Origin of the sequence: Halomonas sp. G11 (assembly GCF_001663515.1) — a bacterium.
Classification (GTDB): domain Bacteria; phylum Pseudomonadota; class Gammaproteobacteria; order Pseudomonadales; family Halomonadaceae; genus Vreelandella.
Genome location: NZ_LYXG01000023.1, coordinates 346,087 through 370,404 on the forward strand (window position 1 = coordinate 346,087; position 24,318 = coordinate 370,404).

At 53.4% G+C, this 24,318-nt stretch carries 21 protein-coding genes; 8 read left to right on the forward strand and 13 right to left on the reverse strand.

The window, feature by feature from the left end; genetic code table 11:
• Positions 1–287 precede the first annotated feature (287 nt).
• The 5 genes from ADS46_RS12540 to ADS46_RS12560 all read left to right on the forward strand — a co-directional run bounded on the left by ADS46_RS12540 (position 288) and on the right by ADS46_RS12560 (position 7,499).
• Positions 288–2,114 carry a sensor domain-containing phosphodiesterase gene (locus ADS46_RS12540; RefSeq protein ID WP_066320608.1) on the forward strand — a complete coding sequence of 609 codons (1,827 nt, stop codon included), beginning with the start codon at positions 288–290 and terminating at the stop codon, positions 2,112–2,114.
• A gap of 169 nt (positions 2,115–2,283) precedes the next feature.
• Positions 2,284–3,993 carry a methyl-accepting chemotaxis protein gene (locus ADS46_RS12545; protein ID WP_066320674.1) on the forward strand — a complete coding sequence of 570 codons (1,710 nt, stop codon included), beginning with the start codon at positions 2,284–2,286 and terminating at the stop codon, positions 3,991–3,993.
• Positions 3,994–4,209: 216 nt separating this feature from the next.
• Positions 4,210–5,145, forward strand: coding sequence for a GGDEF domain-containing protein (locus tag ADS46_RS12550; protein WP_066320609.1), 936 nt, complete (start codon positions 4,210–4,212; stop codon positions 5,143–5,145).
• Positions 5,146–5,269: 124 nt separating this feature from the next.
• The gene (locus ADS46_RS12555; RefSeq protein WP_066320611.1) at positions 5,270–6,211 is read left to right on the forward strand and encodes a cobyrinic acid a,c-diamide synthase; all 942 of its coding nucleotides are present in this window, start codon (positions 5,270–5,272) and stop codon (positions 6,209–6,211) included.
• Between the two features lie 91 nt (positions 6,212–6,302).
• Positions 6,303–7,499 carry a toxic anion resistance protein gene (locus ADS46_RS12560; RefSeq protein ID WP_066320612.1) on the forward strand — a complete coding sequence of 399 codons (1,197 nt, stop codon included), beginning with the start codon at positions 6,303–6,305 and terminating at the stop codon, positions 7,497–7,499.
• Between the two features lie 21 nt (positions 7,500–7,520).
• On the opposite strand, the gene ADS46_RS12565 is transcribed toward ADS46_RS12560, so the two are convergent.
• Together ADS46_RS12565 and ADS46_RS12570 are read right to left on the reverse strand one after the other, a co-directional pair.
• Positions 7,521–7,808, reverse strand: coding sequence for a conserved coiled coil protein (locus tag ADS46_RS12565; RefSeq protein WP_066320613.1), 288 nt, complete (start codon positions 7,806–7,808; stop codon positions 7,521–7,523).
• A 79-nt stretch (positions 7,809–7,887) separates the two neighbouring features.
• Positions 7,888–9,525: a BCCT family transporter gene (locus tag ADS46_RS12570; protein ID WP_066320615.1), complete on the reverse strand. Its 1,638-nt coding sequence runs from the start codon at positions 9,523–9,525 to the stop codon at positions 7,888–7,890.
• A gap of 153 nt (positions 9,526–9,678) precedes the next feature.
• Between ADS46_RS12570 and ADS46_RS12575 the strand changes: the two genes are divergently transcribed.
• Entirely contained in the window at positions 9,679–10,419 is a 741-nt protein-coding gene (locus tag ADS46_RS12575) for a dienelactone hydrolase family protein (protein ID WP_066320616.1), read from the forward strand.
• Positions 10,420–10,722: 303 nt separating this feature from the next.
• Positions 10,723–12,108, forward strand: coding sequence for an FAD-binding oxidoreductase (locus ADS46_RS12580; protein ID WP_066320617.1), 1,386 nt, complete (start codon positions 10,723–10,725; stop codon positions 12,106–12,108).
• A 204-nt stretch (positions 12,109–12,312) separates the two neighbouring features.
• Here ADS46_RS12580 and ADS46_RS12585 read toward each other — a convergent pair whose 3' ends face one another.
• Positions 12,313–13,518, reverse strand: a complete 1,206-nt coding sequence (locus ADS46_RS12585; RefSeq protein WP_066320619.1) for a diguanylate cyclase — start codon at positions 13,516–13,518, stop codon at positions 12,313–12,315.
• Between the two features lie 251 nt (positions 13,519–13,769).
• Between ADS46_RS12585 and ADS46_RS12590 the strand changes: the two genes are divergently transcribed.
• Positions 13,770–14,780, forward strand: a complete 1,011-nt coding sequence (locus ADS46_RS12590) for a sodium:calcium antiporter (protein WP_234346827.1) — start codon at positions 13,770–13,772, stop codon at positions 14,778–14,780.
• Between the two features lie 76 nt (positions 14,781–14,856).
• Here the strand turns inward: ADS46_RS12590 and ADS46_RS12595 are convergent, their stop codons facing one another.
• From ADS46_RS12595 to ADS46_RS12640, 10 genes are all read right to left on the reverse strand, one after another.
• Positions 14,857–15,516 carry a metallophosphoesterase gene (locus ADS46_RS12595; protein ID WP_066320621.1) on the reverse strand — a complete coding sequence of 220 codons (660 nt, stop codon included), beginning with the start codon at positions 15,514–15,516 and terminating at the stop codon, positions 14,857–14,859.
• Positions 15,517–15,670: 154 nt separating this feature from the next.
• The gene (locus tag ADS46_RS12600; RefSeq protein ID WP_066320623.1) at positions 15,671–16,804 is read right to left on the reverse strand and encodes a glycerate kinase; all 1,134 of its coding nucleotides are present in this window, start codon (positions 16,802–16,804) and stop codon (positions 15,671–15,673) included.
• A complete protein-coding gene (locus ADS46_RS12605) occupies positions 16,779–17,843 on the reverse strand; it encodes a LacI family DNA-binding transcriptional regulator (RefSeq protein ID WP_066320624.1) in 1,065 nt (354 codons plus the stop codon). The genes ADS46_RS12600 and ADS46_RS12605 overlap by 26 nt, the downstream gene beginning before the upstream one ends.
• An 81-nt stretch (positions 17,844–17,924) precedes the next feature.
• Positions 17,925–18,443 (reverse strand): gamma carbonic anhydrase family protein, encoded by a 519-nt coding sequence (locus ADS46_RS12610; protein ID WP_066320625.1) that lies wholly within the window; start codon positions 18,441–18,443, stop codon positions 17,925–17,927.
• Positions 18,444–18,455: 12 nt separating this feature from the next.
• Positions 18,456–19,388 carry a 3-keto-5-aminohexanoate cleavage protein gene (locus tag ADS46_RS12615; protein ID WP_066320626.1) on the reverse strand — a complete coding sequence of 311 codons (933 nt, stop codon included), beginning with the start codon at positions 19,386–19,388 and terminating at the stop codon, positions 18,456–18,458.
• A 28-nt stretch (positions 19,389–19,416) separates the two neighbouring features.
• Positions 19,417–20,352 carry a 3-hydroxyacyl-CoA dehydrogenase gene (locus ADS46_RS12620; RefSeq protein ID WP_066320631.1) on the reverse strand — a complete coding sequence of 312 codons (936 nt, stop codon included), beginning with the start codon at positions 20,350–20,352 and terminating at the stop codon, positions 19,417–19,419.
• Positions 20,353–20,371: 19 nt separating this feature from the next.
• On the reverse strand, positions 20,372–21,145 hold the full coding sequence (locus tag ADS46_RS12625; RefSeq protein WP_066320632.1) for an SDR family oxidoreductase: 774 nt from the start codon (positions 21,143–21,145) through the stop codon (positions 20,372–20,374).
• Positions 21,146–21,169: 24 nt separating this feature from the next.
• Positions 21,170–22,438 carry a TRAP transporter large permease gene (locus ADS46_RS12630; RefSeq protein ID WP_066320634.1) on the reverse strand — a complete coding sequence of 423 codons (1,269 nt, stop codon included), beginning with the start codon at positions 22,436–22,438 and terminating at the stop codon, positions 21,170–21,172.
• A gap of 2 nt (positions 22,439–22,440) precedes the next feature.
• Complete coding sequence (locus ADS46_RS12635) at positions 22,441–22,953, reverse strand: TRAP transporter small permease (protein ID WP_066320636.1); 513 nt, start codon at positions 22,951–22,953, stop codon at positions 22,441–22,443.
• A gap of 57 nt (positions 22,954–23,010) precedes the next feature.
• Positions 23,011–23,997 carry a TRAP transporter substrate-binding protein gene (locus tag ADS46_RS12640; protein ID WP_066320638.1) on the reverse strand — a complete coding sequence of 329 codons (987 nt, stop codon included), beginning with the start codon at positions 23,995–23,997 and terminating at the stop codon, positions 23,011–23,013.
• Between the last annotated feature and the right edge of the window lie 321 nt (positions 23,998–24,318).

A 24,318-nucleotide genomic window follows, 5' to 3' on the forward strand; every position in this document is an offset into this window, starting at 1 on the left:
TCGCACACCTCTATTAATGCCTGTTTCGCGGCACGTCCTGCCGATTTTAAACGCTCCCTGCGACTACTTCGCACAAACGATTTATTGCGGCACTTGCCAATACTCACCTGTCCGTCGTGAACGGTCTCCTGAAGCAGGTTCCTGCGCCCCATCACCTACACAAAAACCCTTAGAAAATTTGAAACACACCAGCAAGAGTGATTAAATCATCACGTATCGTTTAAAGCACGAGTATCAATTTCTTTTAGCCAGATACTCGCGTCCTCAGGTTCAATCAGGCGCACTCCATGGATGACGACATCAACCGCTCCGCCCCTTTGCAAAAAGATGCCAATGGGCTCGCCGCCCCTCGTTCACTCGATGCTGAACCAGAAGCGCGTTTTGACCGTTACATCCATCTGGTATCACAAGTATTTAACGTTCCTATCGCCTTCATTTCACTGTTCGATGAAAATAGCCAGCGGCTGAAATCGTCCATCGGTATGGAAGGGCGTGAGATCTCACGTGAGTTCTCTTTTTGTCTCCATGCTCTGGAGCATGGTTACCTTGAAGTGTCCGATACGCTGGAAAGTGATCTATTCAAATGTCACAGGGCCGTGACTTCATATCCTTATATTCGGTTCTACGCTGGCGTTGTATTACACGACCCAAATAGAAAGGCGATCGGCACGCTCTGTCTTAGTGATACCCAGCCGCGCGCGCTGAATGAGGTTGAACGTTCATGGCTGATCGCCTTTGGCAATATTGTCGAAGAGCAGATCAACATCAAGACTCAGCTACTCGAGATGCGCCACCAGGCCAGCCGTATCAATCAGCGGGATGCGCGAACAGGCCTGCCCGACGAAACCTTGCTGGGCGAAACCCTGGATAACTTGGTCCAACTTGCTGAAACTGAATCCTACCACCTGATTGTTTTGCACTTGCGGGTCAATAACCTCGACGAAATCAGTCGGCTTCATGGTCGCAAGCATCGTAACGCTATCCTGAAATGCCTGGCCGAGCGCCTTGTTGCCCCTGATGTTGGCATCCTGACAGCGGGTAATATCGACATTGACCGTTTCGGTGCCGTGATATCCATCTATTCACTGCGCGATCTTTTCGGCGTTATCAAGCCGATTATCAACAAGTTGAACGCTCCCATTGATCTCGATGGTCATACGGTAAGACCGAAAATCGACGTAGGGGTCAGCGTTTCCCCAAGTGATGGCATCAACCCGGATGATTTGCTGGAAAGAGCTCGTACCGCACTGAAGGCACCCAAAACCTACGAAAACATTCATGTCTTTACCCATCGCACGGAAGAAAGTGCGTTACGTCGACATGAGGTTGAACAGCGTCTTGATGCGGCTCTCTCAGGAAGTAAATTGCATCAACATTACCAGCCGCTGGTCTCCGCCGATGGTAGCGGCGTGGTTGGATTCGAGGCATTAGCGCGATGGCAGGATAAAAAACTGGGGACCATCAGCCCTGGAGAGTTCGTCCCCATTGCCGAAAAAAATGCCCGGCTGTCTCGGTTACTCACCGACTGGTCGCTAGGTTGTGTCTGCGAGAAATCGCTTCATTGGCCCCTCAAGCACAGCGACCCCTCGTTGAAAATCGGGGTCAATATCCCCGCGAACCAGTTTTATCAACCCAATTTTGTCGAGCAGGTTCTGCGAACGCTGGATGAGCACAATCTTGCTCCGCAGCGGCTGACGCTGGAGCTTACTGAGGAAAGCCTGCTGACGGATATCGATCGTGCCATTTCGACCATGGACAAGCTGCGTGACAGCGGCATATCGCTGGCACTGGATGATTTTGGTACTGGCTATTCGTCACTGAATTATCTCAAGCGCTTACCCGTTGACGTGCTTAAAATCGACAAGAGCTTTATCGACGACCTGCCTCATGATGAAAAAGCCATCAATCTGGTGAGCGGCATTATCCGCATCGCTCACGGCCTCGGTCTGACGGTCGTTGCCGAAGGCGTTGAATACCAGACCCAGCAAACGCTATTGAAAGAACTTGGCTGCGATGTCCTTCAGGGCTATCTCTTCAGCCGTCCCGTTGATGCCGACAAAGCGCTGGAATTTTTAGAGACATGGCATCAAGGACCTCATCCAGCAGCCATATAAAAGACATCCGGATACTTCATCACTTCTTTTAATACTCATCGTCATCCTGGGACCGGAAGTTTCGTCGTGCTTTCAATTCGCAAGGCATGCCAGCTTCTGACATGGATGCTTCTCGAAACCCATTGACACCGCCAATAATGGAGTGCCTTACAGGGTGCTTAAGGAACGGATAGTGACATCTTCATTCAAGGCCAATAGAAAAATCAGCACTCGACTAGCGGTCGGCTTTTCTCTCCTGCTTGCCCTGCTGGTGGGGTTGGTTGTAGTCGGCATTTATCAGGTCAATCAAATTGACCATGATTTAACCACGATCAATGACGTCAATGGCACCAAGCTGGAGTTTGCGGTGAATATGCGCGGCAGCGTACATGATCGCGCCATCGCTCTTCGCGACATAGTGCTGACCCAAAGCGATGACCGAGTGGCTACGCTGCTTGAAGAGATGGAGCATCTTGAACGTGATTATACGGTGGCATCTGAAGGCGAGCACCAAGTGACTCAGGAACATTCTTCCGGCACAGAGGAGAAGACCCTGCTTGACAGCATCGATGCCCAGGCAGCGACAGCGCTAGAACTAACGCAGCAAGTGGTTAGCGCCCGTCAGGCGGGTCAGTTGGACGATGCCCAGACATTGCTTCGAGAACAAGCTGGCCCTGCCTACGCAGAGTGGCTCGACCGCATCAATCAATTCATTGACGTTCAAGAGCAGTTAAACGATGCCACTACGGCTTCCGCACGCGACACGGCGTCGGGTTTTCAGATGCAGATGGTGGGGCTCACCGCCTTCGCCCTACTCCTTGGCGGCGGTATTGCCTACCGGTTGACACGCCAGTTGCTGAGTGAACTGGGCGCCGAGCCTTACGAAGTCAAAGCCTTTGCTGAAGCCGTCGGCAGAGGTGAGCTAACCATTCAGGGTCGCCTCAAGAAGGGCGACACCCACAGTATTATGGCGTCGCAGGTGGCAATGGCGCGTCAACTACAGGACATTGTCGCCCAGGTACGCGCCTCGGCCGATGCCGTTGCCAGTAATAGTGAGCAGATTGCCGAAAGCAACAACGACCTTTCCTCACGGACAGAGCAGCAGGCCAGCGCTCTGGCCGAAACCGCCTCGGCCATGGAAGAGCTCAACAGTACGGTAAAGCTCAACGCGGATAACTCCGAGCAGGCCAGTCAGGAAGCGTCACGCGCATCGGCAACCGCGACTCAGGGCGGCCAGGCTGTCCATCAGGTCGTGGCCACGATGAACGACCTCAACACAAGCTCTCAGGAAATCTCCGGCATTATTTCGACCATTGACTCCATTGCTTTCCAGACCAATATTCTGGCGCTTAATGCCTCTGTTGAGGCAGCTCGTGCCGGCGAGCATGGTCGTGGCTTTGCGGTGGTTGCCGAAGAAGTACGCAAACTGGCACAGCGCAGCGCTGATGCGGCAAGTGAAATTAACAAGTTGATTTCCAGCAACCTGGAAAGAGTCAATCACGGCAACGAGCGTGCCGAGGAAGCGAGTAAATCAACCGAGGATATCGTCGCCGCTATTTCCAGCGTTACCGATATCATGAAGGAAATTAGCCATGCCAGTGCCGAGCAGAGTGCTGGGGTGCAAGAAGTCGGTCAGGCCGTCACCGAGATGGACCAGGTGACCCAGCAAAACGCCGGGCTGGTACACGAAAGCGCTGAATCAGCGCGTAACCTGCGGCTTAATGCCAGCCATCTGTTGGAAGCGATGGAAGTCTTCAAGCTACCCAATAGCGCTGATCAAACTCAACACCAAGGGCAAGCTGCATCAGCACCGGCTAAAGCGAGCTCCTCCACGGCACAAAAAACTTCATTACCTGCGACTCATAGTCAGCGGACTGAACCAGAATGGGAAAGCTTTTAAATTCCAGCAGTCTGAAACATCCAGCGATATTCGGAGGCTCCAAACCTTTAAGTGATCAGGGAAGGAGCCATTACCACATCATGGCATTGGATCATCTTGGTACTGGCCATGGATGCTGACCCAAGCACTTATTTTTAAGAGGTATAGCCTCAGGGCCCTCATTCGGCAGCCGTATAAATGGCATCGAGGAACACTATCAACCCCGCAAATCATGGCATGCAGACTTCATCTCGAATTTTCGGTATGCCTTCAACATCGCAAGAGTGGCAGTCCTTCGCGATCATGCTACAAAAACTGCACAAGATAAGAGGCATCGGCTACTGGCAGATGTCACTGACAACGGGAGATATGTATTGGTCAGAGATGGTTTACGAGTTCTTTGGCGTCGACCCTGACCGATTCATACCTGATAGAAAGCACTTTATCAGGTTGGTATATCCTTCTGATCGAAAAAAAGTGGCCAAAGCACAGCAGACTCTAAAGAAAACCGGCGTCATCGATATCAAATATCGTATCGTCCAGCCCAGCGGTAATGTGCGCTGGATACATGAAATTGCCGATAATTCTGCACCCGACGACCCCGATATTCTCCTCAGCACTTTACAGGACATCACTGAACACAAAGCCCTGGAAAAAAAGTTAAGGAATCAAGCAATTACTGATGACCTAACAGGTACATTCAACCGGGGTCATTTCATGAAACGACTTCGACAAGCCTTTTCTCATTTTCGTCGAAGCGAACATAACGCCGCCGTCCTGCTTTTTGATGTCGACCATTTTAAAAACGTCAACGACACTTATGGCCATGCCGTAGGCGACAAGGTACTGCAGCAAGTCTGTCAATTATTCAAGGAGCGGTTCAGGGAGACCGATGTCATTGGGCGTTTGGGTGGAGAGGAATTTGCCGTTCTGTTGTTTGAAATAACACCAGAGGCTGCCTTGGCAATCGCTGATGATATCAGGCAAAAGCTTGCCGCCACTGCTTTCACAACGGAGACCGGCGACACCTTTCATATTTCTGTCACCTGCGGGGTTGCGCATTTCACTGAGGAGGACCCAACAGAAGAAAGCATTCTTCACCGTGCAGATACCTCTCTCTATACAGGCAAGCATCACGGGCGCAATCAAGTTGTTGGCGAAGCACAACGTTGACGCATAAGCTCATTGATTCCACGTATCTGGAGGCTCAAGCAAGTATAGAGTGCCAGCGCTGCTGGTGCTGATCGCCCAGGCTCGGTTACTCTAGGCGTTCAATCACTCAAGGATAATCGCATCAATGTTGGGATTCCTGCAGGGATTTTCCTATGGCCTCTTCATGACCTGCCTGCCCTGGTTACTGATCGGCCTGTACAACCCTGGCATAGCACTTCCGGTGGCAACCCAAGGGCGGCTTCAGGTCGTCTTCCGCTATTGCCTGGTCATCCCTTTCATCAGCATGCTGCTATGGCTGACCTCCCTTTGGGGTGGTTTCAGCCCTAGCCTGCTCGGCTGGTTGGCGGGCATTGTGGCCATTCCGGCGGCGCTGCCCATAGAGCGAACGCTGCGCGGGTGGCTTGCCCGCCGCCGTGAACGTCGCCGCGAGGCTCAAAGTATCGCCGAAGCGCAGCAGCGCCGAGCCCAGGAGGAGCGCAAGGCCTATGAAGCTGGCGTATCGGTGCTCGATCCAGCAAGGCCACCCGAGGGCGCCGACGATCTTGTGTTGGCCATGTGTCGGGCCAAACAGAGCCTGCTGGATGTCAAACGCCCTGACCTGGCGATTCTCGCGGACCGTCTCTACAGCCGCTACCGTCATGTCATGGATGTCCTGAGCGGTCGCTTCCACACGGGTGAGCTGGCCTTTGAGCGCTCGCGTGGGCTGGTTACCCAGGTGTGTTTCGGCGCGGTGGATACACTGACGACCATGGCCTCCCAGGCTCGCGGCGTGGTCAGCGTGGATGGTCAATACGTCCGCGGTCGGCTGGAACGGGATGGCAATCGGCTAAGCGACGAGGAGCGTACCGCCCTGGTGCGTCGCCTCGACTTGCTGGTGGAGACCGAACACCGGCTCAATGAGCTTTCCGCCCGAATTGAATCGGCGCTAACCGTGCTCGACGATACCGCCGTTTCCATGGCTCGCATCGAAACAACGCGACCTCAAGCGTCCGTTACCACCGAAAAAGCGCTGGAAGATCTGCGCCGCTTCGTCGAAGGCGCCGATCGTTATGCACGCAAAGACTGATCCGGCAGCCATTGATACAGTAAAGTGTTCACGACGCTTCTTGATCACTTAGCTTTTCGATTACTCAGCTTTTTATCCTCTGGAGACGCCCATGACTCAACCATCGGATGACCAACCTCGCCTCTCATTGCCACCCGTGGACGAGATTGCCAGCCAGTTGGGGGCGCATCAGGACGAGTCTCTTGAGCCTGAAAGGCAGGACATTGACCCTGAGCTCACGTCCATGGCCGACCGTTTTATAGAGGAGATTCTTGGCGAGGGTGACGAAGCGTCGGCGGTTCGCCAACGCCGTGCCGTGGACGAAATGGGCCTGGAACTTCAGCAGCAGGCTGCCCATCGCAGCGCCATGCTGCAAACGCCGCTTCGCAAGCTGGCCCACCAGGGTGACGAAGGCGGTCCGGTTGCCAAGGCACTGAGCGACCTGCGGGGGCGCATGGAAGGCCTTGACCCCGCCCGTCATCGCCTGGCACCCAGCGCACTGGACCGCGTGATGGCAATCATTCCCGGCGTTGACAGCCGTCTGCAGCGCTACTTCCGCAAGTTCGAGAATGCCCAGCAAGCCCTGGACGCGATCATCGAGGACCTGGAGGGTGGTCGCGATATGCTGCATCGTGACAACCTCACCTTGAGCGATGACCAGAAGGCGCTCAATGACATCCTCAGCGAGCTCAACCGCCAGATCGCGCTGGGCCGTTTGATCGATCAACGCCTGCAGGATGATGTCGCCGAGCGCGACACGCATGATCCTCGGCGTCAATTTATCGAAGAAGAACTGCTCTTTCCGCTTCGTCAACGCATTGTCGATCTTCAGCAGCAGCTGGCGGTGAGCCAGCAGGGTGTACTGGCGCTGGAAGTCATCATCCGCAACAACCGGGAATTGATGCGTGGCGTGGACAGGGCCATCAACGTGACGGTCTCGGCCCTTACTGTGGCAGTGACGGTCGCCATGGCGATGGCCAATCAGCGTCTGGTACTGGATCGTATCGAATCCCTCAACGACACCACATCCCAGATGATCGGCGGTACCGCCAAGGCGCTACGCCAGCAAGGCGTGGACATCCAGAAGCGAGCTTCCTCGGCGATGCTCGACATGCAGGTGCTCGAGGAAGCATTTGGCGAGGTGATGGGCGCAATCGACGACCTTTCAACCTATCGTCAGGAAGCGCTGCCTCGCCTGGATGAGCAAATAGACCGCCTCGCCGCTTTGTCAGAGCAGGGAAGCGCATCTATCGAACGTCTACGAGAAGGTAATGAGGCGCAACCGAAGGACGGCCCCGCCTCCACCTGATGGGGCCGCGCCATATAACGGCTACTTGAAACGCGAGGAAGCATCCCGGAAAGCCTTGCGCATCAATTCCCAGGAATCGTCCATGCCCTGGCGAACGGTATCCCAAGCCTCTTCGCTGGCATGGCGCAACTCCTCGAGCCTTTGCTGAGTCTCCGCCTGGCGTTTCTTGAGTTGGTCGATATCCTCGTGGTACTTGACCCTGGCATCGTCACTGGCCTGGCGGGCCTGAGCGGTTAGCTTGTCGATCTCAGCATTCCACTCGTCGAGCTTGGCTTTCATTTCCTCGATGAACTCATCGCGTTGGCTCATGGCCATCCTCCCCTTGCGGTAATGGATCCGGAAAATGCTATCTCCGGTTTCCTGGAATCTTTTGATCGTCGAAAGGGGCTTAGGTTCGCCCCTTTTCGCTCGCTGATAGCTCCTCAGGCTTGGGTGGCTCACCGACCTTCACTGCCCCAAGGTCTTCGTGGGACAACCCACGGAACAACGCGAACATCATGGCAAATACTAGAATGAACATTGGCAGACCGACAACGGTAATCACCTCCTGCAATGCCGTCAGCCCCGCGTCGCCAGCAAGCACGATGAGCATGGCCGCCAGCATGCCTTCAGAGACACCCCAGAACACCCGCTGATGCCAAGGGCCAGGATCAGGGCTGCCGGTGCACAGCATATCGACCACCAGTGACGCGGAGTCCGAGGACGTGGCAAAGAAGATAGCCACGATGACAACAGCCAGGCCCTGAATCAATGTGGCGGCCGGGAAATTCTCAAAAAACGCAAACATGGCAAGCGGAATGCTTTCACCAACGGCCGCAGACAGGACACCGGCCTGCTCGCCCATTGCTTCCCGGGCCTCGGGCCCAATTCCGTCAATCTCCATCGCCGACCAGCCGAAGATCGCAAACCAGATCAGCGTAAAAATAGAGGGGGCGAACAATACCCCAAGGACAAACTCACGGATGGTCCGTCCACGAGAAATCCGCGCCACGAATATCCCGATGAACGGCGACCAGGTAACTGTCCAGGCCCAATAAAAGACGGTCCAACTGCCCTGCCAGCCCCAGCCACTGCCATCATCGTTGGTATAGGTCGCCAGTGTGTCATTCCAGAATGCCATGGGCAGCAGATTCGATATGTAGAGGCCAAAGGTCTCAACAACGGCGCGCAGAAGGAAAACGGTAGAGCCTGTAAAAAGCACAAACACCATCAGGCCAACAGCCATGCCGATATTGATATTGGAAAGCCGTTTTACACCTGAATCCAGCCCCGCCACGATCGAACCGACAGCAACGGTCGTCAAAATGGCAATGATCAGCACCTTGGGCAGCACTGCATCAGGAATACCGAACAACTCCGTTAACCCCGCATTGATCTGCTGGGTACCGAGGCCAATGGAAACCGCCACACCAAAAAGGGTGCCGAGAATGGCAAAGATATCGAGGCCTTTGCCGACAGGACCATAAATCCGCTCGCCTATCAGTGGGTAAAAAACCGAGCTGAAACGCATCGGCAGATTGAAACGATAGATAAAGTAGGCAAACGCAAGGCCCGGCATGGCGAAGATCGCCCAGGTATGCAACCCCAGGTGATAGATCGAAAAGCTCATGGCATCGTCGGCGGCTTCTACAGAGAAAGGCTCAACATCAGGCCTTGGTGGCGTCGTAAAATGGGAAATGGGCTCCGCTACCCCCCAGAACATCAACACCGTGCCGATACCACCCGCAAACAGCATGGCGAACCAGGAGATATTGCTATAAGCCGGTTTGGCATCATTGCCACCCAGGCGGATTGCCCCGTAACGGCTGATCGCCACCCAAAGCAGGAAGGCTACCCAGCTCGTCACCCCAAAAATAAAGAACCAGCCAAGATTGGTGACGATCCATTCCCGGCCAGCACCGAAGGCTTCCCCTATGGGGCCTGGCGCAATCAGAATCACGACCAGAAAAAGGATCATGATCCCTGCAGACGTGAAAAATATGGTGGGGTCCGTCCTGAGACCAAGCTTCCGCGCAAGTGCATCCATTGTCGTTACTCCTATCGCCTTTCCGACAACATAGGAGTTGTTGGCCGATGACGCCATGTTACGAAGAGTGCAGGCTCTTCTTCGGCTGGATTTATCTGTGTAATACTCGTTTGTGACAATGATCCCTTACTATCAACAAGCCGGAGTTTGTTCATGTCGCGTGCTATCGAAATTCCCGCCGCCGACGGTACCATCGATGCTCATATCTTCACGCCCGGGAACGCCGAAGGCCCCTGTCCGGCCGTTATTCTGTTCACGGATATCGGCGGTCTGCGCCCCTGCTATCACGAGAAAGCCCAGCAAATCGCCAACAATGGCTATGCCGTATTGATGCCCAACGTCTACTACCGCGATGTAAGCGGTGCTGTCGTACCTGAGGGCAAATCTTTCCGCGACCCTGACGTACGACCAACGCTATTAGCGTACGCAAAACATCTCACACCCGAGGCACAATCCCGTGACTTCGTCGCCCTTCTAGACGGCATCGATAACGCAGCCGAGTTCGAGAACGGAAGGATGGCGGTGGTTGGCTATTGCATGACGGGGGCCTTCGCACTGCGCATGGCGGCTGAACACCCCAACCGCGTGGCGGCGGCGGCCGGTTTCCATTCGGCCCGGCTGGCGGAAGCAGACGACCCTAACAGCCCCGTCCATGTAGTCGGCAACATTGAAGGGCGCGTCTATTTCGGTCATGCGGACCAGGACGAACTTTTGCCCCCCGACCAGATCGCGCGCATGGACGCAGCGTTAGCCACTGCTGGCGTACACTTCACCACCGAACTCTACAAAGGCGCAGCCCACGGCTTCACGGCCAAGGATGCCCCTTCTTTCAATGCAACCGCCTATGAACTGCATCTCAAGCGATTGGCCTTGCTCCTGGAAGAGACGTTGTAACACTCCCTCGTTTCATCAACTGCTCTACTCACTGTATGGGCCGAGAGTTACCGTAAACGAACGGCGATAACTACTTGCCAGAGATCAAGTCACTATGAGGCTAGGACGCTCCATGAATCCACCGAATAAATAAACGCGATTGTTAACAGTCTGGCCTACACTATGATGATCCACTGACGAAATGCCAATCAAAGGGTCGCTGTGAGGATTGGGGCGAATCGCCAGCCGATTTGTTTTCTTCCATTCTCCGCCCGACGCTCTTTCCATGCGTCCCTGCCTCGGGCATACGCAACGGTGGTCGTCATGAACCAGATTTCTCAAACCGCAATAGAAACGTTTAAGGCCGATTTCTCGGGAAGTGTGATGCTTCCGGATGATGTGCAATACGAAGAAACGCGACAGATCTGGAATGCCATGATTGACCGCAGGCCTTCCATGATTGCCCGCTGTTCATCACCTGATGATATTGTCCAATCTCTGCACTTCGTACGCGCCAACGACTTGCCCTTTTCCATACGTGGCGGTGGTCACAACATTGCAGGCAATTCTGTCTGTGACAATGGCGTGATGATCGATCTCTCATTAATGAAGGGCGTACTCATTGATCAGAAGCTTCATCGCGGATATGTTGAGCCTGGCTGCACCCTCGCAGATTTCGATGCCTCTGCCCAAGTGTATGGTCTTGCCACCCCGCTGGGCATTAATTCCACCACGGGGGTGGCTGGTCTGACCTTGGGCGGTGGTTTCGGTTGGCTCAGCCGCAAATACGGCATGACCATCGACAACCTGCTTGGCATGGACGTGATTACCGCCGATGGCCAGCAGCTGCACACCAGTGAAACGGAAAACGCCGACCTTTTTTGGGGGCTTCGCGGTGGAGGCGGGAACTTCGGTATCGTCACGCGTTTCGAGTACCAGTTGCATCCCGTAGGCCCGAATGTGCTGTGCGGTCTCATCGTCTTTCCCTTCGATCAGGCGAAATCGGTCATCACGCAGTTCGCCCGTTTTACGGAAACGATGCCTGACGAACTCAACGTGTGGATGGTGACCCGCAAGGCACCTCCCTTGCCATTCCTGCCCGAGACTGTCCACGGGAAAGAGATTGTCGCACTGGCCATTTGCTACACAGGTGATCCTGCTGAAGGCGAGAAACACATCGAACCGCTGCGTGGGTTCGGTACCGCCCATGGCGAGCACATCGGCGTACAGCCATATACCGATTGGCAACAGGCGTTTGACCCTCTGTTAACCCCGGGCGCCCGCAACTACTGGAAGTCGCATAATTTCTCGTCGCTTGGCGAAGGGGCGGTCGATGCCATCATCGAATACGCTGGCACTCTACCGTCTTCACAGTGCGAGATATTTATTGCCACGTTAGGCGGCCAAACGGGCCGGGCCCAGTCCGAAGCGATGGCCTACTCGAACCGCGACGCCAACTACGTGCTAAACGTGCATGCCCGTTGGGAAACGGCTGCCGAGGACGAGCGTTGCATCCACTGGGCGCGTGAATTCTTTACCCGCACACAACCCTATGCCAGTGATGGCGCCTACATCAACTTCCTGACCGATGATGAAACCGACCGCATTGCCTTCGCCTATGGGGCGAGCTACGAGCGACTGGTGGAGCTCAAGAAGAAGTTTGATCCGACAAACCTCTTCCGCGTCAACCAGAACATCCTCCCGGCCTGAATGCCGCTTGCGTGATGAAGCTTCGTTCTGAGTACGTTTTGCGCAAAACCCGTATTAGCAAGCGCCCTTATTCAGGGCGCTTTTAGCTGCCAGCAGGAACCTTGGTGGTTAATCTTACCGGTGGCACGCCAAACGAAAATCCCCACTTCATATATTTGCCTATTTTTCTGGCTGCCGCTATCTTCGGCGTTGTGGAAGGAGTAGTTACCGGATTATTCGCGGGTTGTCGTACATTACCACCCGGTTCCTGCCTTTACGTTTGCCGGTGTAAAGCATCTGATCAGCTCGCGTGATCAGGGTCTCGATATCAACGTCCTGGGTGTGCGCTATCGCAATGCCGATCGTAACGCTTGGGCATAGTTTTTCCATTTCTTTGTGTAATGGCAGATCTGCGACCTGTTTTCTCAGTCGTTCTGCCACCATTTGCGCGTCTTCAGGACTGATATTCGGAAGGGCCACCACAAATTCTTCCCCTCCGAAGCGCCCTATCACATCCGTAGGGCGAAGGCATTCTGCACAGACCTCTGCGATCTTGGTCAGAACCCAATCTCCATGACGATGGCCCCAGGTGTCGTTGATAGATTTAAAGTGGTCCACATCAATCATGAAAAAGCCGAACGGCGCCTTTTCCCGTTGCGAGTGTTGCAACAGCTTTTCAGCCAAGTTCATGAAATGACCGCGATTATTGAGTCCCGTCAGAGCATCCCTCTCGGCCACTACGCGCAACTGTGTTTCCAGTGATTTGCGGTGCGCGATTTCCTCATGCAACTGCTGATTTTGATCGCGCTCTTCGTGAAGCAACGCAAACTGCTTGCGTTGTAGGCTCTCCAGGCGCAGCAAGGCACAGAACCCCACCACGTTGGCCATAATCAACAGCAGCGCAATACGAAGCATTGCCAAGGGGCTAATTTCTGCAAACAACACGGCAAAGGCCAGAAACCCAATATTCAAATAGAGGCTGGCAAGCGCTGCCACCGTCAGCAGGTTGGGAATCAAAAGATAAAAAGCCATAGTGGCTACCACCACCGCTGTTACCTGTGTGGGAAGGCTGTCAGGGCGCAACGGCACAATCAAAATGATACCTGTCGCCAATAGCCATAGCGGCAAAGCATGCAACCAGACTTTGCTGGAATAGCCGCCCCAGCGCCCGATAATGAAGGCCAGCAGAAGGCAGAAGCTCACCACCCCGATACGCATAGCGAGCAGCAAATAAAACTCTTTGGTGATACCGAGAAGGTAGTAATCCGAAATGGCAAACATGCCAAAGATCAACGCGGCCACAATCAAGTAAAGGCAGGATTCAAACCTCACCCTCGACTCAATGGACTTGCGATACATTGACTCACTGCCACTTTCACAGAACTGACCGGTCAACCAATGCACCGGGTAGTGCGTTTTTAGTGAGGACAAGGTGCCATACTCCCCGAGTAAAACGGCGATTTTTCTAGATTTCGGACAGCGAGGCAGACTTCACCGACCTTTGGCTGAAGAAATAGCTTATGCCCCCATAGCTTAATGTTTTTCCATCGATCCTGAATACCGCAGGTGATGCATTTATTGCTTGAGCTCAGGCTTTCTAATGAGCCAGTGTTATACCTTCTCTGCATGACACAACGATATGCCCAAACAAGGGAAACCGAATGTTCATACTACTCGATGATATGTCGCTTCCAGCCGCTGTTGCCCTCTTCAGTTTTTGCGCAGTCGTCATTGGTATCGTTGGCACCCGACTCACTCGAGTGGTTGATAACCTAGCTGATCGCACTGGCTTAGGCGAAGCTATTGCGGGAGCGGTTTTGCTTGGAATGGCTACCTCGCTATCAGGCATTGTGGTGTCGGTCTCTTCTGCCTGGACCGATAAACCCGAACTGGCAATGAGTAATGCCCTGGGTGGCATCGCCGTCCAGACGCTATTTTTAACGATCGCCGACATGGTATATCGACGTGCCAACCTCGAACACGCGGCAGCCTCGCTTGGCAACCTGATTCAGGGGGCATTACTTTTGTGTCTCCTCAGCCTATTGCTGGTGGGGCGTTTTGCACCTGAGTGGACTTTCTGGCAGATACATCCGATCACACCGTTATTATTTATTGCCTACCTATTTGGTCTAAGGCTGATTAAAAATGCTCACACACGACCCATGTGGTCCCCGACAAGAACCCGCGAGACGCGTGAGGACCAGCCCGATGAATCGGCTGGAAAGCTTACGCTCAAGCGGCTATGGCTCATTTTCCTGGGGCTCGCGCTGGCAATAGGCCTCACCGGCTGGTTGCTGGAACGTAGCGCGACGATTATTGCTGCCGAAACAGGGCTTAGCCAAGCCGCCGTCGGTGTCCTGCTCACATCAGTCGTAACATCGTTACCCGAGCTTGTAACGACAATTGCAGCGGTACGACGGGGAGCGTTAACGCTCGCAGTGGCTGGGATTATCGGCGGCAATGCGTTTGATACATTGTTTGCCGCCGCATCAGATGTGGCTTATCGGGGCGGCTCCATTTATCACGTCATTCCCAATCATGTGATGCTATGGGTGGCCCTTACTGTATTGATGACGGGGGTGCTCATGCTGGGCCTTCTGCATCGCCAAGAGCAAGGGCCGGGCCGTATTGGCTTTGAAAGCATGGCAATAATCGGCCTTTATTTGGCGGGAATCATCATACTCTTCAACTAGCGGTGCGAAAGCGATCATCCCCGCGAAAAAGTACTGTACGCATAAGCCCTTCTGGGTGACCGACATTCGCCCCCATTCAAGCCAACACCTCCCGGGCATTGATCAACGTCAGTCGCCCGGTTTGGAAAGCGCCGGTATCGATATAGAACACATTACCCAGCCACGTCGGCCGCTCAATGATCGTATGCCCGACCACCACCGCATCGATGCCAGTCACCGGCGTTTTGTCCATACGCTTGATGCGTGAGCGTCCCCACACAATTTGTTCTTTTTCGGCAGGGCCTGCATCTTCAATCGTTGACCAGTCAGCGGGTGGCTCAGCGTGAACAATACCTACCTGCTGCCCCATCACTTCAACCTGGCGCGCGTAGGGCAAATACGTCAACGCCTCGAAGAGTATTTGCCGGACTTCGCTCCGACTCTCTTTGCTCGCCCAGGTACCGCCGTTGATCATCCAAAGGCTGTAAGCGTTTCCACCCCTCTCCAGAGCCTCCTGAGCGAGCATTTCGTGATTACCGCGTACACCGAAAAACCAGGGCTCGAAGGGAAGCGACAGGCACTTCAATGAATCAGCGCCCCGATCGATCAAGTCACCTACGCAAAACAGGCGGTCCTTTATCTTATCGAAATCCACGCGAGCCATGGCCTCGATCAGCAAGTCGTACTGCCCATGAATGTCGCCGACGATGAAGTCCCTTCCCGCGATGTTCTTTCCGTGTTTTTGAATCAAACTCATTGCGATAGCTCCTGGTTGCAGCAGGATGCTCAAGGAAGCCAGAAGGACAGTAGGTGGACCACCCACTCGGAAGCAGTCAGGTCTTTAGCGGCATTACAGTGGTTCACTGATGCAGGAGTGGACTAATTACATCGCGCCAACTTTAAATAAATCGTTATGATACTGATTGGAACAAGCGTAATACACTTTCGCTTCGGTCTGATAGCAGCTCAGCACAGCGTAAAAGTGCCTCATCCAGGCCCATAGGCCCATCGGCTAAGGCCAGTGCAGCAGTAACGCCTTCGTTATAAGCAGACTGCCATCCTTCACCGAGGCTACCCGCCAGCACCACTACTGGCACTCCCATTTCCCTTGCGCAGCGAGCAATACCAATAGGTGTTTTCCCTGCCATGCTCTGACCATCCAGCCTCCCCTCACCTGTAATGACCAAGTCTGCACGCTCAAGTCTTTGCCGAAACCCCACTTGTTGCATTACCAAATCAATACCTGGGCGCAGCTCTGCTCCGAGAAAGGTGCGTGCTGCAAACCCCATGCCTCCGGCTGCCCCTGAACCAGGTAATTCACGGAAGTCGCCTACCTGAGCCTCAGCTACTTTGTCGGCAAAATGTGCAAGCGCAGCATCCAGCATGACGACATCTTTTTCGCTAGCGCCTTTTTGTGGACCGAACACCACACTGGCACCGCGCTCACCAATTAGTGGATTATCTACATCTACGGCCGTCTCAACGATCACCTCAGACAGGCGCGAATCAAGACCAGCAAGGTCGATTCGAGCTAGATTGGTTAAAGCCGCCCCACCCGGGGGTAAAGGTCGACCTTGGTCATCAAGCAATCTTGCTCCCAAAGCCTGCATCATGCCTGCACCCGCATCATTGGTCGCACTACCCCCAAGCGTGAGTATTATGCGCTCTGCACCGGCGTCCAGGGCATCGAGAATCAGCTCGCCTACCCCATAAGTAGAGCTATGCAATGCCGTGCGTTCAAGAGGTGTCAGATGCTGGAGCCCAGATGCCTCGGCTAACTCTATATAGGCTGTGCGATTAACGGAGTCCCAGCCCCACTCGGCTTGCCGAGGTCGTCCTAGGGGATCGCTCACCTTCTGATAACGTCGCTCCGCTCCCGTCGCACCAATCAGAGCATCTAAAGTTCCCTCTCCACCATCCCCCATGGGGCAAGCATCCCACTGTGCAGATGGTAATGCTCTACGAATGCCGTCAGCGATCGCGCCGACGGCTTCCCTAGCCGATAATGCATCTTTATAGCTATCGGGCGCTACGATGATGTGCATCACTCGACTCCTTTAGATTCTCCTTAGAATGGCGGACTGAGCGCCGAGTACTGTTGCGCAGCATCGGTGTTACCGGGAGCATGATATGTTCTGGGGCAGTGTCAATCTGATTGATCTGCGCCATCAATAACTCAGTAGCCTTTGACGCCATCAATTCGACTGGCTGTTTCAGCGTTGTCAAAGAGTGGCTCGGCCAAGCCGCCATCGGCACATCGTCAAAACCAATAACCGAAACGTCATCGGGTACTGCAAGACCAAATTCATGACGCAAAGTATCAATAGCCGCGATTGCCATCAGGTCATTAGCACAAAAAATTGCATCGGGTTGTGACGAATTGGCAAACAGCCGCCTCGTCGCATGGCAAGCATCTTCATAGCGGTAGTTACCAATTTCCACTGCGTGGCAGGCCATCCCTTCATCGGCAAGTCCTTCTAGAAAGCCAGCTTTGCGTTGGAGATCGGTGGAAGAGTCTGGCAACCCTGCCAAATAGGCAATGCGGCGATGACCCAGTAAGGCAAGGTAATGGCCTGCCCAATAACCTCCACTGTGGTTGTCGCTGCCAACCTGGCTAATGCCATCAAAGTTGACGGTACGGTTGATGACAACGAAAGGTATACCAAAATCAGCCACCTCTTCGGCTTGTGCGCTGTCCAAGGTAATAGCCAACATCAAAACCCCCTCGACTTGGCTTCTGATAATGTCGTCGATTACCGTGGCGAAACCGCTATCTGACGGAGCAAAGAAAAGCTGAAGATGGTAACCCTGTTGCTGAAAATAGCGTGACGCTTTTTCCAACATGAAGCTGTAGAAAGGATTTTCGAGACTGTAAGTCACCACAGCAATGGTACGACTCGATCTGGTGATGAGCGAACGCGCAATAGAGTTGGGGCGATACCCTAGTTCCCTAGCGGCCGCCATTACCTTTTTGCGCGTTTTCTCAGCTACCTTGGCGTCAGGCGAAAAGCTGCGACTCACTGCTGATTGCGACACACCAGCCAACTTCGCCACATCTCGGGAAGTTACGGATTTTCTCTTCATGCATCACGCTCTCAAAGGGCCGTCAAGTCATAGACAGCCCGATTCACCAGAACCAAAGGCGGTGACTTACCGTCTTCACTCTTACAGCTTTTCAAGAGACCGATACTGGTCGATCTTTTTTACGTAAACCGAGCTGTTGTCTAATGCACCTTGCACTTCTTCATCGGTTAGCTCTCTGACCACCTTAGCGGGTACGCCTACAATTAACGAGCGTGGAGGAAATTGTTTGCCCGAGGTAACTAGAGCCCCTGCGCCGATGATGCAATGTTCACCAATCTCTGCGCCATTAAGTAGCGTAGCGTTCATACCTACTAGCACACCGTCACCAACTTTGCAGCCATGTAACATGGCTAAGTGCCCAACGGTCACATGACGGCCTATAGTGACTGGATATCCAGGATCGGTGTGTACCACACAACCATCCTGCAAATTGCTGCCCTCGCCGACGGTGATAGTTTCATTATCTCCGCGTAGCACAGCGCCAGGCCAAACCGATACTTCATTAGCCAGATGAACACGCCCAATCAGCGTAGCTTCTTCCATCACCATGGCACCTGAGGCTATCTCGGGGACATTACCTTCAAGTCGATACACTGGCATTAGATCACCTCCCTAGAAACCGACTTGGTCGGCACCTTTAAGTTGAAGCATTTCGCGCGCTTCGTCGGGCGTTGCTACTTCAAAGGACAGACCCTCGAGTATTTCGCGCACTTTGGCTACTTGGGCCGCGTTACTTTTGGCTAGCTTTCCAGGAGAAAGCCATAGCGAATCTTCAAGACCGACGCGTACATGACTGCCCATAGCAGCCGCCTGAGCGGCAATGCGCATCTGGTTACCTCCGGCACCCAGTACCGACCATTCGTAGTCATCACCGAAGAGGCGGTTGGCGGTACGGCGCATATGCATAACATCCTCAGGGTGGGGGCCGATACCACCCAAGATGCCAAATACACTCTGTACGAAGACTTTTCCGCTAATAATGCCGCGGTCCATCAGATTGCGTAGATTGTAGAGATGGCCAATATCGTAGCATTCGCATTCAAAGCGGGTGCCGTTCTTTGCCCCAAGGGTCATGGCCTTTTCGATATCAGCAAAAGTGTTCTTGAATACCAGGTCGCGACTATTCTCTAGGTGGGCACGCTCCCATTCGTACTCGAGATTTTCATACCGGTTGAGCATGGGGAATAGCCCAAAGTTGATCGACCCCATATTCATAGAAGCAAGCTCGGGCTTGAACTCCATGGCCGGCCTCATGCGTTCTTCCACGGTCATATGCGGGCTGCCACCAGTGGTAAGGTTGATGACCGCATCGGTGGCTTTCTTGATACGCGGTAGAAATCGCTCGAAGATCGCTGGATCTTGTGTGGGCTTACCATTCTCGGGATCGCGGGCATGAAGGTGAAGTATGGAAGCGCCCGCCTCAGCAGCAGCAATGCCGGCCTCGGCAATTTCCTCAGGTGTCACCGGCAGGTGTGGAGACATGGACGGCGTATGGATGGCACCGGTTACGGCGCAGGTAATGATGACTTTGCGCTTGTTAGCCATTGAAAGTCTCTCCTTGCAAGATCAAAAATTATTGGGTCTCGATATGACGCTGATGCGCCATCAATGCCATTAGGCGGCGGTCGCGCCAAGCTTGCCGCTTAGCTAGGCCTTCGGAAGGTAGCTGCTCTCGTCGTTCCTGCCCAAGGGCAGCCAGGGTGGCGACATCCCAGGGGTCATCATCCCCGCGCTGTCGGTCGACATCGCGGTAAAGTGGGCCGTAGCGATCGCCATAATCGACGACTCCATTAGGCGCATTAAGGTCGATGGTTTCGAATGGCCCCATAAACGACCAGCGCAGTCCAAGACCGTGCTTAACAGTCTTGTCCAGATCCTCAGCGGAAACATAGCCATCACGAAACAGACGTAGCGATTCGTTCAGCAATGCGCCTTGTAAACGATTGAGGATAAAGCCTTGAATTTCCTTGCGAACCAGGATTGGGGTCTGTTGAGCTTCTTCCATCAATTGCATGGTGCGGTTTACCGATGCTTCCGACGTAGCAGGTGATGGGACTACTTCAACTAAAGGAATCAAGTAAGGTGGGTTGACGGGATGGGCGACCAAGCAGCGCTCAGGGTGTTTCAGGTGATCAGTGAACCGGGAAGCGGCGATACCGGAGGTGGAACTAGCCAGCACAGTATCTGGCGTCACCACCGACTCAAGCTCGGTATAAATACGCCGTTTGGCCGCAACGTCTTCAGGCCCACATTCCTGAACGTACTCAACACCCATCATGGAGTGTGCCAAGTCACTTTCTGTCTGGATGAGGGAAAGAGGTGCCTCAACGTCCTCAATCAAGCCCACCTGGTGTAAGTCCTGAAGAGATTGACGAATAGCGTCTCGGGCTTGGTCCAGAGCATTAGCATCAACGTCGTACAGGCGTACAGTCATACCGCTTCGGGCAAAAACAATGGCCCAAGCGCGACCAATCAAGCCTGCGCCGATGATTCCTATACGTGCTGTCATGTGGTGACTCCTATATCGGTCACAAAGATTCGACGTTGGCACAGACACTCAGCGCCTGACCTGAGATATTGGTGCCCCCAGGAGCTGACAGGAACAGAGCCATCGCCGCAATATCGGAAGGCTCGACCATGCGGCGCATGGATATCTTGGAAAGATTTTCCTGTTCCATTTCGGCATAGCTAAGCCCGCGCTTGGCCGCGCGGTCCTCAATGACCTTTTCGATACGCGGCCCACGCACGATGCCGGGTAGAATGGCGTTGACTCTTACTCCTTCAGGGCCGAGCTCGCTAGCCAAGCTCTTGGTCAGGCCGACCACAGCCCATTTGCTGGCGGCATAAGGTGTGCGGTAGGCAAAGCCCAGGCGGCCTGCGACCGAAGCCAGGTTGATAAGCAGCCCCTGGCTTTCCTTCAGTAACGGGGTCGCACGGTGAGCAACCCGGTACTGACCATTGAGATTGATATCGATAGTGCGGGTCCAGGTGTCATTGTCGATCTCATCGATCCCCGCAGTAGGCCCGGCGATGCCAGCGTTATTAACGACGACATCAAGCCCACCCAGAGAAGCGACATCTTGAAACAACCGATCGACATCCTCTTCTTGGCTGACATCAGCCACCGTGTGTGAAATGCCCTGCGGTAGCGAAGCCAAGGCTTGAGTGTCGATGTCACAGATATGCACTCTTGCGCCCGCCTCCTGAAAGGCCTTAGCAATTGCTAATCCGATACCATTGGCACCAGCGGTAATCAGTACTCTGAGGCCATGGCGTGGCGTTAGACTTTCTACAACGGTCATAGCGTTTCTCTCCTTAGAAGGGGGTTACAGCGAAGGCAGCCAAGTAGACAGGAACGGCAACAAGCTAATAATCAATAGGTTGATTAGTACGATGCCAACAAAGGGCAATACGGCCCAAGTGAGGCGCGCGATACTTACATGAGTGATCTGAGACGCCACGAAGAGGTTGAGACCAACCGGTGGAGTGAACATCCCCATGGCAAGATTGACCACCATGATGATGCCGAAGTGAACCGGATCGAAACCGAAGCCAACAGCGATGGGCAAAAGGATGGGTACGAAAATGAGAATGGCCGCTGCAGCCTCAATAAACATACCGGCCACTAACAGCAGAAGGTTCGCCAGAATAATGAAGAGCAAAGGACTGTCGATGGCCGAGATCACGAACTCAGATATCATGTCTGGCACTCTTAGACGCTGCAGAATACGTCCATATAGCCCAGCGGCACCGATAATGCTTAGCACAACCGCGGTTGTGACCGCCGATTGCTTGAGGATACCGACTAGACTAGTCAGTTTGATTTCGCGGTAGATAACGAAGCCGACCATAAAGGAGTAAGCCACTGCAATTACCGCGGCCTCAGTCGGCGTAAAGATGCCGCCGTAAATGCCGCCAAGGATGATGATTGGCATGAGGATAGCTAGGATTGCCTTTCGTCCTGCACGCAAGACGTCCTTAAAGGAACTTTTCTCGCCACCCTGGAGGCCATTTGCCCTGGCAAAAAAGTAAGCAAAAACCAGCAATGAGAGTGTGACCAGTACCCCTGGCAGGATGCCTGCGATAAACATATCGCCCACGGATACGTTCGCTGCAATCCCATAGAGAATTAGCGGAATGCTTGGAGGAATAATGACGCCAAGTGCACCAGAAGCAGCTTGGTTGGCAGCCGCATATCCACTTGGATACCCCTTTGACAGCATCGCCGGAATAAGAATTGAGCCAATTGCCGCAGTCGTCGCCGCACCTGACCCAGAGATAGCAGCAAAGAACAGCGAGGTAACGATGGCCACCATCGCGAGACCGCCTGTCATACTGCCGACCAGAGTGTTGGAGAAATCGACCAGCCGTTGGGATATACCTCCACCCTGCATTAAATAGCCAGCCAGAATGAAAAAGGGTATAGCCATCAGCGGAAAAGAGTTCACAGAAGCCACTAACTGCTGAGCGATGACGAGCAATGGCATAATGTCGCCATGCCAAACTGTTACAGCAGACGCTAGACCAAGTGAGAAAGCGATCGGCACGCCGATAATGAACAGTGATATCAACAGTAAAAACAGGAGAAGAGCCATCGTTAGATCACCTCCTGCTTCGGGTTGGGCTGGGTACCCAGAACTTCATCAATCAGCAAACCCAGGCTATTGATCATAATGACGATGCCACCTGCAGGAACTGCGAGATATGGCCACATCATAGATACACGGGTGCTGGGCGCGGTTTGGGATGCAACCCGATCAGCCAAGTCAAATCCATACTTAGCCATGATGAAAGCAAACAGAAAAGAACACAGGATGATGGCAATCCTCAGCAGACTGGCCAGCTTATTTCCAGAATATTCAATCAGGATATCTACGGAAATTAGCAGTCCTTTTCGATAGGCATACCCAGCTCCAAGAAACGTCAGCCACAACATACAGAAGCGAGCTATTTCATCAGAGAAAAATAGAGGGCTTCCTATGACAAACCGAGCAAATACCTGCCAAAAAATGAGGACGGTCATCACCAGCAAGAGTGTGGCTAACCCCCAACCAATCAGAGTGTTGAAGTAATCGATGACTTTGTTGGCTAGCGATAGATATTTTTTCATAGCTGCCTCCTACTTTAGGGCTGGCCCGCAGAGTCTCGCCCTGCGGACACATGAGTATCAGTAGTCAAAGTTGATGGCAGCATCGACGAGCTCTTCACCGACAGTGGGGCTCCATTCCTCAATTACTGGGCGAACGGCCTCACGGAAGGGATCAAGGTCAGGCTCGGTCACAGTCATTCCGAGTTCTTCAAGCTCCCCAAGGTAGCGTTGTTCCAGCTCTTGACTTGCTTCACGCTGAACAGGAAGAGCAATCTGGGCAGCCTCCATGATGATGGCCTGATCTTCTTCGCTGAAAGAATTGAAGAGATCCAAACTCATCATGAGAGGAGCCGGTGAATAGACGTGTTGAGTCATATTCAAGTAATCCTGGACCTCGTAAAAGTTCACATCATAGATAGTTGCCAGCGGGTTTTCTTGGCTCTCCATCACACCCTGCTGTAGTGCGGTGTACACTTCAGTCCAAGCCATCGGCGTGGCGTTAGCACCCAACGCTTCCCAAGTATCAACCTGAACACGGCTTTCCTGAGTACGGTGATCGATACCTTCTAAGTCGCTTGGATGCTCAATTGGGCGGACCGAGTTAGTGTTATGACGGAAGCCATTCTCCATCCATGCGAGGAACTTGACGTTCATTTGCTCCTCGGCTAACTGAGCAAGCTGCTCACCATGCTCACTGTCCAAGAAGGCATAGGCATGTTCGTGGTTTTCAAAAATATAAGGAAGGTCGAAAAGCAGGAACTCATCCACGAAGCCACCCATCGGGCCAGTGGAAGCGATGCCCGCATCAATCATGCCTAATCCCATGCCTTCAATGACTTCTCGCTCCGCCCCTAGCGCGTTGTCGTAGTGAGGTTCGATCGTCAGGCGACCATCAGATAGGCGCTCAAGCTCTTCACCAAATTTAAGGACACCTATACCCTGCTGTGATTCAGGACCGAGCGGCAGGCTTACGTTGATGACGCGCTCCGCTTCAGCGAGCGCATGAGTCGAAGCAGCCAAAGCGACAGCAGCGGCCAAAGACGTGAGAGGAAGTAAACGTTTCATACAGCACTCCTAATCGTAATTCAGCAATAACGCTGAGCATTTTGTCGTTGTAGTCAGTACCTACTTGATACGGGCCTCACAACCGATATTCTTTACTGCTGCTCAAGCCCAAGTGCAGTTTTAGAATATATTGCATACGTATGCAATAAATCCCGACTTCAATCGCGCTATAATGATTTATAAATCATTGATTATGATATAAATATACTTTAGTATGATATATTGAATACGTAGTCATTATTTTAAAAAAATTGATTGGATAGGTAATCCCCCCGAAAAACCAGAGTGTTCAAAAGTAGAATTTTCCGTAAGCTAAGCGCA

Excerpts from the sequence above, each read along its gene's own strand:
- ADS46_RS12540 (WP_066320608.1), top strand. The coding sequence starts at position 288 with ATGGATGACGACATCAACCGCTCCGCCCCTTTGCAAAAAGATGCCAAT.
- ADS46_RS12550 (WP_066320609.1), top strand. The coding sequence starts at position 4,210 with ATGCAGACTTCATCTCGAATTTTCGGTATGCCTTCAACATCGCAAGAG.
- ADS46_RS12555 (WP_066320611.1), top strand. The coding sequence starts at position 5,270 with ATGTTGGGATTCCTGCAGGGATTTTCCTATGGCCTCTTCATGACCTGC.
- ADS46_RS12560 (WP_066320612.1), top strand. The coding sequence starts at position 6,303 with ATGACTCAACCATCGGATGACCAACCTCGCCTCTCATTGCCACCCGTG.
- ADS46_RS12565 (WP_066320613.1), bottom strand. The coding sequence starts at position 7,808 with ATGAGCCAACGCGATGAGTTCATCGAGGAAATGAAAGCCAAGCTCGAC.
- ADS46_RS12570 (WP_066320615.1), bottom strand. The coding sequence starts at position 9,525 with ATGGATGCACTTGCGCGGAAGCTTGGTCTCAGGACGGACCCCACCATA.
- ADS46_RS12575 (WP_066320616.1), top strand. The coding sequence starts at position 9,679 with ATGTCGCGTGCTATCGAAATTCCCGCCGCCGACGGTACCATCGATGCT.
- ADS46_RS12580 (WP_066320617.1), top strand. The coding sequence starts at position 10,723 with ATGAACCAGATTTCTCAAACCGCAATAGAAACGTTTAAGGCCGATTTC.
- ADS46_RS12590 (WP_234346827.1), top strand. The coding sequence starts at position 13,770 with ATGTCGCTTCCAGCCGCTGTTGCCCTCTTCAGTTTTTGCGCAGTCGTC.
- ADS46_RS12595 (WP_066320621.1), bottom strand. The coding sequence starts at position 15,516 with ATGAGTTTGATTCAAAAACACGGAAAGAACATCGCGGGAAGGGACTTC.
- ADS46_RS12600 (WP_066320623.1), bottom strand. The coding sequence starts at position 16,804 with ATGCACATCATCGTAGCGCCCGATAGCTATAAAGATGCATTATCGGCT.
- ADS46_RS12605 (WP_066320624.1), bottom strand. The coding sequence starts at position 17,843 with ATGAAGAGAAAATCCGTAACTTCCCGAGATGTGGCGAAGTTGGCTGGT.
- ADS46_RS12610 (WP_066320625.1), bottom strand. The coding sequence starts at position 18,443 with ATGCCAGTGTATCGACTTGAAGGTAATGTCCCCGAGATAGCCTCAGGT.
- ADS46_RS12615 (WP_066320626.1), bottom strand. The coding sequence starts at position 19,388 with ATGGCTAACAAGCGCAAAGTCATCATTACCTGCGCCGTAACCGGTGCC.
- ADS46_RS12620 (WP_066320631.1), bottom strand. The coding sequence starts at position 20,352 with ATGACAGCACGTATAGGAATCATCGGCGCAGGCTTGATTGGTCGCGCT.
- ADS46_RS12625 (WP_066320632.1), bottom strand. The coding sequence starts at position 21,145 with ATGACCGTTGTAGAAAGTCTAACGCCACGCCATGGCCTCAGAGTACTG.
- ADS46_RS12630 (WP_066320634.1), bottom strand. The coding sequence starts at position 22,438 with ATGGCTCTTCTCCTGTTTTTACTGTTGATATCACTGTTCATTATCGGC.
- ADS46_RS12635 (WP_066320636.1), bottom strand. The coding sequence starts at position 22,953 with ATGAAAAAATATCTATCGCTAGCCAACAAAGTCATCGATTACTTCAAC.
- ADS46_RS12640 (WP_066320638.1), bottom strand. The coding sequence starts at position 23,997 with ATGAAACGTTTACTTCCTCTCACGTCTTTGGCCGCTGCTGTCGCTTTG.